Raw genomic sequence first — 13295 nt, 5'->3', positions numbered from 1 at the left:
TTAACATTTGTATTAAGTAGAGGTTTAAAGAGTGATTGAAGTCGTAATTCTTGCATTAGCATTAAGCATGGATGCATTTGCAGTTTCTATAGGACTGGGAGCAAAACATACTGATAAAACCATATTTCTTGCCATTAAGGCTGGATTATATTTTGGTTTTTTTCAAGGATTAATGCCATTGATTGGTTACATGGGTGGTAAGGAAATTTTTGGCTGGGTTGAAGCATATGCAGCATGGATCGCCTTTGTTCTGCTTTTTATCATAGGTAGCAAAATGATTTATGAATCTGTCGCAGGAGGCCCTGAAAAAGACATAGTAAAAATCACCCATAAAGTCATGATAGTTTTAGCTATAGCTACAAGCATAGATGCATTAGCAGCAGGTTTTTCACTCACCCTACTTGATATAAATTCTATTCTAGCTTGCGCAATTATAGGTGTGACTACTCTGGTTTTTAGTGGGATTGGCGTATTTGTTGGAGCTAAGAGTGGTACCTGGCTTGAGAGCAAAGCTGAGCTATTGGGTGGCGTAGTGCTCATATTAATAGGGGTAAAATTACTGTTTACTTGAGTTGTAGCTGAATTACCTGCCGGTCATCAATTAATAAGATTGATGACCGGCTTTTTTATTCCTACTTATGCAAAATTGCCGCAAATTAATTCTGTTAACTTTGCTACTTTATTGCGATATTTAAGCAACTAAAAGTCTTTTTTAGCCATCGTTTTATTTTAATTTCACTTATTTATATTTAGGAGCCGCTATGCATATTTGGCGTTGGGTATGGACATTTATATTTTGTTTGCTTGTGGTGAGTGTGTTGGGTTTTGTGAAATTTAATCAAATTAAGGCGGCCATCGCGTTCGGTGAGTCGTTTCCTGAGCCAAGTGAAACCGTGCAGACAATTATAATTGAGCAGAGCCAATGGCAATCTAAATTAAATGTTATGGGTGAAGTTGTTGCTTCTCGAAGCCTTGACCTTCGTAATGAATTAGCAGGGATCATAACTAAAATTGGCTTTGTTTCCGGCGCTAAAGTGTTTAAAGGTACGTTGTTATTACAATTAGATGTGGAAAACGAAGAAGCACAATTAGCGGCCTTAAAGGCACAAGTCAGTATTGCCCAACTGGATGTGAATCGATTTTCAGAACTTATCAAAAATAATGCTTCTAGCCGCGACCAACTTGATAGAGCTCAGGCTCAATTGGCTGTGGCTGAAGCCAACGTGCGTGCTTTACAGTCTACTATTCGAAAAAAGACACTGATCGCGCCATTTGATGCAGTGGTTGGCTTGCATCAACTTGAAGTGGGTAGCTATTTGTCGGTGAATACTTTGATAACTCGATTAGTGAGTGTTAGTGATGCAGTGTGGTTGGACTTTTTGGTACCCCAAGAGCACGCAAACTTGTCGGTAGGAGAGCTTGTGCAGGTAAGCTCAACAAGTTTATTGACCGATGTGTATACCGCTAAGGTTATCGCTCTCAGTCAGGAAATAGACCTAGATTCTAGAAATTTGCGGGCAAGAGCTTTGTGGTCGAATACGCCAAAGCAGATTAAACCTGGTGCTTTGGTTGAAGTGCAACTGTCAATTGGAAATAATCTCAACGTTGTCAGGATACCCAGTGTGGCAGTGCGTTACGATGCATTTGGCACATTTGTATTTATTTTGAATAAGGATAAAAACGCAGATTGGCGTGCGACTCGTCAAAGTATCGAAGTGCAGGCTAAAGATAACAAAACGGCCATTGTGACGTCTGGCCTTAATATTGGTCAGACTATTGCCACTATAGGCTCGTCTAAATTACGTGAAGGTATGTTAGTTAATGTAGTTTCCTCTGCCCAAGGGAATGTCGTCAATGAATAAGACCCAGGGCGAATTGCTTATTAGCGAGGAAGACACCCAACCTTCAATTATGGATGTGTTTTGCAGGCGTCCAGTGGTAGCCATAGTTTTATCTTTGGTGTTAGTGCTGGTGGGTATACGTGCCTCAATTGACTTGCCTGTTTTACAGTTTCCTAAAATCGCCAGTGCTTCACTACAAATTACCACACCCTATATAGGTGCATCCGCTGATGTGGTGCAGGGTTTTATTACCGAACCTATTGAACGAGCGGCTGCGTCTGTGCCCGGTGTAGATTATATCGACTCCAACACTAGCCTAGGTTTGAGCACAGTTAATGTATGGTTAAAGTTGAATGAAGACAGCACAGATGCATTGGCGGAGCTGTCTTCACGGCTTGACCAAATTCGCTTTGAGTTGCCTGAAGGAGCCGAAGATCCATCGGTACAAGTTGTTAGAGCAGACAGACCTTTTGCGGTGTTTTATTTAAACGTCGAATACGATGAAATAAATGCCGGCATGTCGCGCTTAGAAGTAACTGATTATTTGTCTCGTCGTGTTGTACCCAATCTATCCACTATAGTAGGGGTGCAAAGAGTGGGTCTTGAGGGCGGTCGTTCTCCTGCTATGCGTATATGGTTAGATACCAAAAAAATGGCAGCGTTTAATATAGCTGCAGATGATGTAGCGAATGCACTGCGAAATAACAACCTAATTGCCACCATAGGGGCGAGCGAGAACAATCAACAACGTATCGCCTTAATGACCGACAGCTCTTTGACCAATGTTGAGGCGTTTAAGCAGCTTATAGTGCGTGAAGTTAATGGTGCGCAGATACGTATTAGTGATATTGCCAATGTAGAGATTGGCGAAGTAGAAGGTCAAGTGACTGCACGTTTGGACAAACAGACCACAATATTTCTATCGGTATGGCCACTGCCCGGTGCAAACGAGATTGACATAGGCGATAGGTTGTATAAAAAACTCGACCAAATCAATCAAACATTGCCCAAAGGGCTGTCTATTACTAGCGGTTATGATGGCACCTTATACATGCGTAACGCGCTTAAAGAAATTTTTATCACCCTCGCTGAAACCATTATTTTGGTGGGTATAGTTGTGATTATTATGATGGGCTCTTTTCGCACCGCTCTTGTGCCGCTTATTACTATTCCTATCTCAATTTTGGGCGCAATTGCGGCCATGACCCTTATGGGATTTACCCTTAACTTATTGACTGTCTTAGCCATAGTGTTATCCGTGGGGCTGGTGGTAGATGATGCCATAGTAGTAGTGGAAAATGTGGCGCGTTATATGCGCAGTGGCATGAGCCGTATGCAGGCTGCACTTATCAGTTCCCGCCAGTTATTGGCGCCTATAATCAGTATGACTATTACCTTGGCAGCGGTTTATGCACCAATAGGTCTGTTGTCTGGTTTAACCGGGGCCTTATTCAAAGAATTTGCTTTTACTTTGGCGATTGCGGTATTGATTTCAGGGTTTGTGGCAGTAACGCTATCACCCATTATGAGCGCATATGCTTGCCCACAAGGTGGTAAAGAAGGAAAGTTCACCCTTAAAATCAATGCTGGTTTTGCATGGTTACAAGTTTGTTACGGTAAGTTGTTGTTACGCACTATAGATTTTAAAGCACAAGTATTAACAGTGGCAGTATTTTTGGCCTTGTTAAGTGTGCCTTTTTATTTATTGTCACTTAAAGAACTCGCGCCCACTGAAGACCAATCTAATATCACAGTCATTGTAGAAGCCGCTCCAGAGTCATCTTTGCAATACACCACTAAACATATGGACGAGGTGGTGGATGTGATGAAACAGCTCGATGGTAGTAAGTTTATGTGGCAGATTGTCAACCCTGTTGGGGCATTTGGTGGTGTTGAGCTTGCACCATTAAAAGAGCGTAGCGAGGGAGTGCAAGATATGTTTTGGAAGGCTTTTGGTGCACTGTCATCTGTGTCCGGTTTAAAAGCTTTTCCGGTATTGGGTTCAGCTTTACCTACAGCAGGTAATTTCTCTGTTGAAATGGCGGTATTAAGTACTGATGCTTATGATGATATGAAAATCTACGCTGATAAAATGGTGGCTGCAGCCTTGGCCAGTGGTAAGTTTTTATTCGCAGAAACCGATTTGAAAATTGATTTACCCCAAGCGCGATTTTTATTAGATCGTCAGCGAATAGCTGATTTAGGTATGGATTTGGCGAGTGTAAGTCGCCAGTTAGATGTGCTGTTATCTGGCAACTTCGTGAATCGTTTCAATAAAGATGGTCGTGCCTATCGGGTAATCCCTATGGTGGATGAAGACCAAAGAGTCAATCCAGATGCCATATTAGACTTACAAATTCGCACACCAAGGGACGCTCTTGTTTCTATTCGTTCTATCGCTAAGCTTGAAACCGAAGTTGCTCCAAGAGTGTTAGTTAAGTTTCAACAAAAAAATGCTTTTAGAATTTATGGTGAGGTTATTCCAGGTACAACCAAAGAGCAGGGACTACGCGCGTTAGAACAAGCTGCTGCTGAGCTTCTACCTACAGATTACAATATTGATTATGCAGGCGAATCAAGACAAATTCGTCTAGAAGGCAACTCGCTCGAAGGTGTGCTACTAGTGGCATTGGTGTTTGTATTTTTAGTTTTGGCTATTCAATTTAATAGTTTTCGCGATCCTCTTGTGGTGTTACTGGGCTCGGTACCTTTGGCACTGGCTGGTGCGATGATGTTCTCTTTTCTGGATTTCACCACTATTAATATTTACTCCCAAGTGGGCTTTATTACACTAGTGGGATTGATAGCTAAAAATGGCATTCTAATTGTGGAATTTGCAAACCATATGCAGATGCAGGGGTACGCCAAAATTGAAGCGATTCAACTCGCAGCACAAACCAGATTGCGACCAGTCTTAATGACTACCGCTGCTACAGTATTGGGGCATTTCCCTTTGGTGTTAGTGACAGGAGCAGGAGCTGAAGCTAGAAATAGCATAGGCATAATTTTGGTAGCAGGTATGTTAGTTGGCACCATGTTTACGCTTTTAGTACTGCCAAGCGTGTATATGGTTTTAGCGTCAAATCGTGCGCCAAAGTTGCAAACTGTAAATAACCCGAGTTCAGGTTAAATATGATTGTGAACACTCTGAAAATACTGATATTGCTCTTGGTTTATTTCAAAAGATCACTTTCAAACCTTTGGTGAAAAACGCTCTAACAGCTCTGCATTTGTCGGGTATTTTTCAAGTAACTCATGCAGTTTTCTGGCGCCCTCTAAAGGTTTTAAATGGGCAAATGCTCTGTGCAACATTCTTACACTTTCGATTTCTTTTGAATTTAGGAGTAACTCCTCACGACGGGTACTACTTTTAGCAATATCCAGTGCAGGAAAAATTCGCTGATCTGCAATCTGCCGCGATAAAACGATTTCCATATTACCTGTACCTTTGAATTCCTCAAATATCACCTGATCCATCTGACTTCCGGTATCAACAAGTATGGTGGCAAGTATTGTTAGTGACCCTCCATTCTCAATTTTTCGAGCTGCGCCAAACAGTTTCCGAGGTATTTCTAAGGCTCTGGCGTCAAGTCCTCCAGACATAGTACGACCGCTGCTTTTTCGTGCTGCATTATGTACCCGTGATAGCCTTGTGAGAGAATCGATCACAATCATGACATCGTGACCTTCGCCAGCTTGTCGGCGGGCGATTTTCAGAAGGTTGTTGGCCACACGCACATGTTGCTCATAACTTTCATCCGTGGATGAAGCGTGTACTTGTGCTGGCACGCTGCGCTTAAAATCAGTCACTTCTTCTGGTCGCTCATCAATGAGTAACGCATAAAGCTTTATATCGGGATAAGCCTTTCCTACGGCCTGGCAGATGTGTTTTAAAATGGTGGTTTTGCCGCAGCCAGGTGGAGCAACAATCAAGCCTCGTTGACCCATACCTATTGGCGTGAGTAAATCCATAGCCCGTGTCGTAAATTGCTCAGAACCTAATTCCATGCGAATACACTGAAAAGGATTGACGGCTACGCCATTTAAAAAATGCTTTTCTGGATCATCAATAGATACATCTTTGACCACTTCATCTACTTGTTTAGTTTCTTTGTGTCTTTTGACATTTAGAGATAATATTTTTCTTGTCATGATACCGCTTTATAAGGATAGAGAATTAATTGCTTTCGAGGTGTTTTGGTAAATTATCATAGGTGTATATTTAATTCTTGGTTAACAAATTGAGCCAAAGCGGGGAGAAAGCACTGCTGTTGGCTAAATGCACTGCAGCTGGTTAGGCGCTGCTGCCAGTTAAGCGCTGCTGCCAGTTAGGCGCTGCTGCCAGTTAGGTGCCGCTGCCAGTCAAAGGCGCAGATAAATAAACCAAGTCCTATAGGTGAATCATATAGCAGACTAACAACTATAACCACTTTGATTTTTGTTCTTACTTGAACAGGTAAACCCACTGTGCATATTATTTCTTGCTCTTAGTCCAAACTAGGCATTTAAATTAACTTAGGGAAACACCGTACTTTCCCAAGATCTTGTTATTATCTGTGATGTTTAGAGAATGTTAAGGCGATCCCTAGCGCTATTTGTTGGTTATCTAAGCTATGAGGAATTTGAGCATTGCGGCAGTTGTTCTCAAATGGTACAAATCCATTATTGTTAATCATTAAATTAAAATAGCACGTGCCTAAGCAATTTCTTACTACCGAACAAGCCATGCGTTACAACCGCCAAATAGTATTGCCTAATTTCGACTTAGAAAAACAAGAAATTCTTCTGAACGCCAAAGTGTTAATTGTTGGGGTAGGTGGCTTGGGCTGCGCCGCCGCGCAGTATTTGGTGGCGGCTGGTGTGGGAGAAATAACCTTAATCGATGATGATATTGTCGAAAAAACTAATCTACAGCGTCAGGTATTACATGGCGAAGCAGATGTAGGTATTAACAAATGTTTGTCTGCTAAGGCGTCCTTAGAACAATTGAACAGTGATATAAAAATTAATGTTATACAAAAACGCCTTGGTTTAGATGACTATATTGCGCTAATTGCTTCCCTCGATATGGTGTTAGATTGCACTGATAACCTAGCTATCAGAAACACACTTAATCAGGCCTGTTATCAATCAGGTACTGCTTTGGTTTCAGGTGCGGCGATCCGTATGGAGGGCCAGTTGATAAACATAGTTCCGCAACAAAATACTGCTTGTTATGCCTGTATTAGTGCTTATTTCGGAGAGCAAAATTTAAGCTGTGTAGAGTCAGGAGTTATGTCTCCTGTGGTGGGGATTATCGGAGCTATGCAAGCGTTAGAAGCCATTAAAATCTTGTGTGATTACGGACAAAGCAATATTAATAAATTGATGATGTTTGATGGAATGACGTCAAGTTGGCAAACGTTTAAAGTGTCTAAAAATCCAAACTGCAGTGTCTGCAATTGATTGATCTAAACCACCAACAGTGGACACTTTGTAAAGGCTTAATTTAGTTAACCAATAGCTAAATATATGTTCATTGTCTGGCTTGCTTATTTTCCAGTATGACTCAGCTATTGTTCACTAGGTTTGTTATCAATAAGCGCAATGTTTTACAGCTTCTAAAGTCTACCTTCAGTCTTGATACGCACTATCTCTCCACAATGTTTGCAATGCACTGCATCACTATCATGACGATTTAGGCCGCATGTTGGACATGCATATTTAACTTTCGCGGGGCGAAAAATAGTCTGGATTAAGCGCAAAAATAACGAAATCCCAAAAATCATTATCAGCACCGCTAATATCCGCCCGTCTGTGCCTAATAGGATAATATCGCCAAAACCTGTGGTAGTCAGAGTGGTAACAGTAAAATATAGGGCATCGACATAGTTGGCTATGCTTGAATTTTTGCCTTCTTGACTAACCAATACAATAGCAGTGATAACAAAGATAAAAACCAGTAAATTAACTACACTAAAGATGATTTCTTCGTTAGCCCGCACTAAGCTGGATTGCCGACGTAAAGCTTTAATCACGTGATAAGAACGTAACAATCGTAAGGCTCGTGCGATACGCAAAAAACTAAAATTTGCAGCCAGTGTAGGCGCTAATAATGATGCGATAACGATCAAATCAGCCAAGCCAACAGGATGAAAAATATCGCGAAGACGCCTTTTACTTATATACGAACGTGCAGCAAACTCTAATAAATAGATAATGCCAATACTAATCTCTAGCCAACGCATTTCGTGAATATAATGAAAAAACGACGAAACAACAAAGTACAGAATGGTTACTGCGTCAAACCCTAATAAGCCCCAACGAAATCTAGCCGAAGTTTTATTGTTACCGTTGTATAAATCGTCAATTTGTTGATGCATAGATTGGGATTAATTGATTTTGGGGGAGAGTTAGAATAAACACTATCTCTGATCTAAGCAATGAGGAAACTGCAAGGGCAGGTTTGTTGTAGTGCCAAATTTAGTCCAGATCACTCATACCTAGTTTTTGCATGTACTTAGCAAGGGCTAAGTCTTCATAACTACTTGAGCGGTTAAGTGCATCGTAAATGCCAGCTTGATCGTTTTTACTTCTGTTTTGCCCTAACTTCAATTGGCCTTCTAGTTTTGTTAACTCAATCTTAAAGCCAACTATGGCTGCTAACATTTGATGTTTGAATGGTTCGGTCACTATGTCTTGGTCAATCAATAGCTGCGGTTCATATTTTTCAACAACTTGGTTTACTACTTTTAATGTTTCTTGTGGATCTAATAATGAGGCAATGCCATAGGCATGAACAGCCGCGTAGTTCCAAGTTGGTACTGCGGGTTTAGTGGTGTACCAACTCGGTGATATATAGCTGTGTGGCCCAGAAAAAATGACTAATACTTTGGCTGCTTCAATACTTTTCCAGTGGGGATTGGCTTTGGCGCAATGGGCATACAACACACCTTGTTCGCCTTCGTCTGTTTGCAAAACAAAAGGTAGGTGTGTGGCTGATAGATTGTCCTCAGAAGAAATCATCACACCAAAGCCAAACTCTGCAATAAAGCGGTGTTTATCGGCTATCTCTTGCATATTAAATTTATTTGGAACAAACATACTGCTACTCGTCCGTGGTATTAAGAATTGTTGGTGTAGTCAACTTGGCTAGTAGTTTTGACTTAACTTGTGGCCACTCTGGTTTGATAATACTGAATATGGCACTGCTGCGAATGCTGCCGTCTTTTTGAATGCGGCAATCACGGTGAATACCTTCAAAAGTTGCACCTATACCCAAAATTGCAGTTCTTGAGCGGTGATTTTTTTCATGGGTTTGAAATGCCACTCTATTAAGTTTTAATGTTTCAAATGCATGACTTAGTAGTAAAAGTTTGCAGCGCCGATTAATGTGACTTCTTTGGGCACTAGGGGCTAAAAACGTAAAGCCAATCTCAATGGATTTATGCTCTAGTGAAATATTCAAGTAGCTAGTTGAGCCAACTATTTTGTCCTGAGTTTTATCCACGATAACAAAAGGCAGTTGCAGATTTAAACGGGCGTTTTCAAGGCAATACTCAACCCAATTTTTACTGAGTGCTAAGGTTTGACAATAGTTAGCTGTAGTCCATTGCCAAATAGATGGATCTTTACCTGCAGTAAATAAACCCTGAATATGCTCAGTTTGCATAGGTTTAAGTGCCACATATTCGTTTTCTAATATAATTGATTCTAAAGCCATTATTTGTGTCCAACTAAGTTTGGTTCGCTATTATTACTATATTTTGGTCTAATTAAATCAACCAATAATTTATTTTTAACTAGACCAATGAAAGTATTTAAACTACAGGATACAAACAGCTCCCAAGCCAAGTATTTACAACTAGCAGAAACTGTTAGATGTGCCATTAGGCAAGGTCAGTTGGCAACGGGTGATAAGTTGCCATCGGTCAAATCAATAAGCGAAGATTTAGGCTTAAACAGGCACACTGTGATGAAGTCTTTAGCTGAACTGGTTGCAGAAGGCTGGATAGAATCAATTCAAAGGGTAGGGTATAAAGTGCTGCATAATCTGCCTATAGAGCAGAGCAAAAGATTATCCAAGATTGCAGACAATAGCAGCCATATGGACTACCGCTTGGTGCGCTCGGGTATTCCATTACCGACTTATCCCGCCAATGACTTTGAGTATAACTTTGCGGGTGGTCAGCCTGATTTAGCATTGTTCCCTTTTGCTGAGATTAAGAGTTGTATGTCTGATGTATTGTCCAGGCCCAATACTGCACAATTGAGTTATGGGCAAAGTGCTGGTACGCCTGAATTAATAGACCAAGTAAAAATTTATCTTCGTAAATCCAGAGCCATTACTGAACGTGAAATTGTTATCACCAATGGGTCTCAGGAAGCACTATTTATTGTGGCTCAATTGTTATTACAATCGGGTGATAAAGTGGCTGTGGAAGAGTTGGGATACCCTCCAGCAATGGCTGCGTTTCGTAGCACTGGAGCTGAGTTGGTAGGGGTAAAGCAAGATGAACTAGGCATGTGCCCAGACGCTTTGGAAAGACAAATATTAAAAGGTAACGTTAGGTTGATATATCTAACACCATTGCACCAATACCCTACAACTGTCACCTTATCTATGAGTCGTAGAATGGCCATCTATCAGCTGGCAGTACAGCACAATATTCCCATAGTTGAAGATGATTACGATCATGAATTTCATTATCGTTGTCAGCCACTTGCGCCCATGGCAACCCAAGATCCCGCACAACTGATTATTTACCTTTCTACCTTTTCAAAGCTCATGTTTCCTGGTGCCAGAATTGGCATTATGGCAGTGAGTAAAGCCATGGCAAAAGCAGTGACTGAATACCGTTTATTGATCTGTCATAAAAGCAATGTGTTGATGCAAGCTGCGTTAGCAAAATGGATGGAAAGTGGTGGTTTTACAAGGCATTTAAGACGCACCACTCGGGTCAATCTGCAGCGTAGAGATCATGCCATTTCAGTGCTGAAAAAATACTCTTGTTTTGAATTTGATACCCCCGATGGCGGAATGGCACTTTGGGTAAAACTAAAGCATGGTACTGAGGTAAATGAAGGAAAACCCAGCGCCGAGTGGTTAGCTAATTTGTGCCAACAAATGGGCATATATATCCAACACGAAAGACAGTTTCAACTGAATAATAAACGCGACCGCAATGGTTATATTCGCTTGGGGTTTGCAGGAATGAGCGAAAATAAATTTGCTGAGGGCATAGAATTATTAGCTAATAGATTAGTTAACCTGAACTTGGGTTAAGACGTGCCGCTTTCAAGCAATATTCTGTAAATATCCTCGGCACTCAGGTGTTGGGAGTCTTTTTGTTTGAGGATGTTTAATATTGTTACTCTTGGATAGGTTACCTTTAAAGCTGATTTTTTTAGCTCTTTGGTTTGTTGCATCGTAATATTTCCAAACTATCCGCGATTGTATTATTTAGTGGTGGACTGGTGAGTGTGAATATTAAAATGCTACGTAACGCTATTGAATGTAGAGGGTAAAACGATGCGGACACATTTTACTGTGTCCGCATCGGGCATAAGGTTAAGCCAGGACCAGTGAAACTTAACCCAAGAGCAAAACTAGACTAATCTAAATGAAAATCATTATCAACATTATTTGAGAAGTGTTGAGAAATGAACAATTAAAATGTAAAAAACGGAATATCTCCCCCCTACAACCTATGCAAATAGAGTTAGACAAAGGCATCTATATTAACGTCTAATTTCCAGCTACCTCTAGTCAATAAATAGACGATGATACAGGTCAACAAAAAGAGAGAAAGGAGACAAAAATCAACTAATTCTACTAGTCGACTTCAACATTTATTGTCGATAGATATGATATCTATTATTTCCATTACTGTTGGTTTTCATGTACTAGGTGATGGCTTAGGTTGATCCATACTAATTATTTTTCGATAAAAGCCTGTTCAATTACATAATGGCCTTGGGTGCGAGATGTAGCTCTAGAGAAACCTTTGTTATCTAAAATTGTCATGAGATCTTGCAACATGCCATCATTGCCACAGATCATAAAACGATCGTGCTGTGGATCAATATTGTCTAAACCTAAGTCCTCACTAAGTTGATTACTTTCTAGTAAATCCGTTATACGCCCTTGATGTGGACGCAAACCATCAATGGTTTTTAAGCTATTGTATTGGTAAGTTTCACGGGTAACTGTTGGGTAGTAGAGAAGTTTCTGGGTGATCAAATCTCCAAAATATGGATTGTTGGGCAGGGTATGCTCTATTTCTTGCTGATAGGTCAGTTCTGATGCAACTCGCACCCCATGGACCAAGATGATTTTATCAAATTGTTCATACATATGAGGATCTCTAATAATACTCATAAAAGGCGCCAGTCCGGTGCCAGTGCTCAGTAAGTACAGGTTTTTACCGGGGATCAAATAACCAGGCACTAAAGTGCCTGCAGGTCGAGTGGTTAATATGAGTTCATCCCCCGACTGAATTTTTTGTAAGCGTGAAGTGAGTGCACCATCAGGCACTTTGATACTGAAAAATTCTAATTCATCTTCGTAATTTGCACTGGCAATACTGTAAGCACGCATCAAGGGTTTACCCTCAACTTCAATACCTATCATTACAAATTGACCATTTTCAAAAGTAAAAGACTTCTGCCGAGTTGTTTTAAAACTAAACAGTGTTTCATTCCAATGATGAACTTGGGTGACTTGTTCTACAACTGTGTTTCTCATTGTTTTTATCTTCCTCTTAAAAATAAATTTATTATGTCATATTATACGCATAATTACGAACTATTCTCATTCGCGTTTATTGTTTTTTGAAGTAAAACACAATACAGTTATGGAATAACACATGGCTATGTTTAAACATGAACTTCTTCTAGGAAGTCGTTTTCTTAGTACTGCTTGTTTTGGACACACATCTTATCTAAACCCTTTGTCATTTGAACCATCTTGGGCGGTTGTTAAGCTGAAGTGGAAGAAGATGAAATTTGTTGTTTTTACATCGTAAAAATATTACCCCAAGTATTTAAAACCTCTGAATTAGATGGAAAAGCCACTCCATGGAGATCCCTGCAGAGTCTAACCTAAGGGCAAAGGTTTAAAGATACTTACTTTGTGTTGGGCGAAATTGAAAGAGGCCTCATTATCAAGCTACTGGTGTTTAACGATTTTTGGATGGCGGTTCTGAGTAAAATTGGGAATAAATAGAAAAAGTGTTTTTCATTTTTGGCTTGGAGAGAGTCAATGCTATTTTACCCAGGTAAAATAAAAAATAGACTGAAATAATAAAAATTAAATCAAATAGCAAATAATGTAGCAATTCACGGTTAAAAAACTCAAGTGATTGTAATTCATGCGCCAAAATAACGCTGCTTTTAGTCAACAGTATAATGGTGCTAATCATTTTAATCATTACGCTCTCCTTAGATATATTGCCTACAAATTAATAATACACT

At 40.3% G+C, this 13295-nt stretch carries 11 protein-coding genes; 5 read left to right on the top strand and 6 right to left on the bottom strand.

Features of this window, described 5'->3' with window-relative positions; genetic code table 11:
• The first annotated feature begins 31 nt into the window (after positions 1-31).
• The 3 genes from GARC_RS11315 to GARC_RS11305 all read left to right on the top strand — a co-directional run bounded on the left by GARC_RS11315 (position 32) and on the right by GARC_RS11305 (position 4971).
• Entirely contained in the window at positions 32-571 is a 540-nt protein-coding gene (locus GARC_RS11315) for a manganese efflux pump MntP (RefSeq protein ID WP_039989387.1), read from the top strand.
• Positions 572-761: 190 nt separating this feature from the next.
• Entirely contained in the window at positions 762-1862 is a 1101-nt protein-coding gene (locus tag GARC_RS11310) for an efflux RND transporter periplasmic adaptor subunit (RefSeq protein WP_007620034.1), read from the top strand.
• Entirely contained in the window at positions 1855-4971 is a 3117-nt protein-coding gene (locus GARC_RS11305) for an efflux RND transporter permease subunit (protein ID WP_007620032.1), read from the top strand. Before GARC_RS11310 ends, GARC_RS11305 begins: the two co-directional genes overlap by 8 nt.
• A 62-nt stretch (positions 4972-5033) precedes the next feature.
• Here GARC_RS11305 and rho read toward each other — a convergent pair whose 3' ends face one another.
• Entirely contained in the window at positions 5034-5993 is a 960-nt protein-coding gene (gene rho / locus GARC_RS11300; RefSeq protein ID WP_007620030.1) for a transcription termination factor Rho, read from the bottom strand.
• 540 nt (positions 5994-6533) lie between these two features.
• Between rho and moeB the strand changes: the two genes are divergently transcribed.
• A complete protein-coding gene (gene moeB / locus GARC_RS11295; protein WP_007620026.1) occupies positions 6534-7286 on the top strand; it encodes a molybdopterin-synthase adenylyltransferase MoeB in 753 nt (250 codons plus the stop codon).
• Positions 7287-7441: 155 nt separating this feature from the next.
• Here the strand turns inward: moeB and GARC_RS11290 are convergent, their stop codons facing one another.
• The 3 genes from GARC_RS11290 to GARC_RS11280 all read right to left on the bottom strand — a co-directional run bounded on the left by GARC_RS11290 (position 7442) and on the right by GARC_RS11280 (position 9543).
• On the bottom strand, positions 7442-8203 hold the full coding sequence (locus GARC_RS11290) for a potassium channel family protein (RefSeq protein WP_007620024.1): 762 nt from the start codon (positions 8201-8203) through the stop codon (positions 7442-7444).
• Between the two features lie 100 nt (positions 8204-8303).
• Positions 8304-8924: an FMN-binding negative transcriptional regulator gene (locus GARC_RS11285; RefSeq protein ID WP_007620022.1), complete on the bottom strand. Its 621-nt coding sequence runs from the start codon at positions 8922-8924 to the stop codon at positions 8304-8306.
• Positions 8925-8928: 4 nt separating this feature from the next.
• Positions 8929-9543: a GNAT family N-acetyltransferase gene (locus GARC_RS11280; RefSeq protein WP_007620020.1), complete on the bottom strand. Its 615-nt coding sequence runs from the start codon at positions 9541-9543 to the stop codon at positions 8929-8931.
• Between the two features lie 87 nt (positions 9544-9630).
• Here GARC_RS11280 and pdxR point away from each other — a divergent pair, with 87 nt between their 5' ends.
• Positions 9631-11106 carry a MocR-like pyridoxine biosynthesis transcription factor PdxR gene (gene pdxR / locus GARC_RS11275; protein ID WP_007620018.1) on the top strand — a complete coding sequence of 492 codons (1476 nt, stop codon included), beginning with the start codon at positions 9631-9633 and terminating at the stop codon, positions 11104-11106.
• On the opposite strand, the gene GARC_RS26335 is transcribed toward pdxR, so the two are convergent.
• On the bottom strand, positions 11103-11249 hold the full coding sequence (locus GARC_RS26335; RefSeq protein ID WP_007620010.1) for a transcriptional repressor: 147 nt from the start codon (positions 11247-11249) through the stop codon (positions 11103-11105). The genes pdxR and GARC_RS26335 overlap by 4 nt on opposite strands.
• A gap of 508 nt (positions 11250-11757) precedes the next feature.
• Positions 11758-12567 (bottom strand): ferredoxin--NADP reductase, encoded by an 810-nt coding sequence (locus GARC_RS11270; protein WP_007620004.1) that lies wholly within the window; start codon positions 12565-12567, stop codon positions 11758-11760.
• Positions 12568-13295: the final 728 nt, after the last annotated feature.

It is taken from the genome of Paraglaciecola arctica BSs20135, assembly GCF_000314995.1.
In the GTDB taxonomy this organism is placed as follows: Bacteria; Pseudomonadota; Gammaproteobacteria; order Enterobacterales; family Alteromonadaceae; genus Paraglaciecola; species Paraglaciecola arctica.
This window is presented reverse-complemented; position numbering and strand designations above follow the sequence as displayed.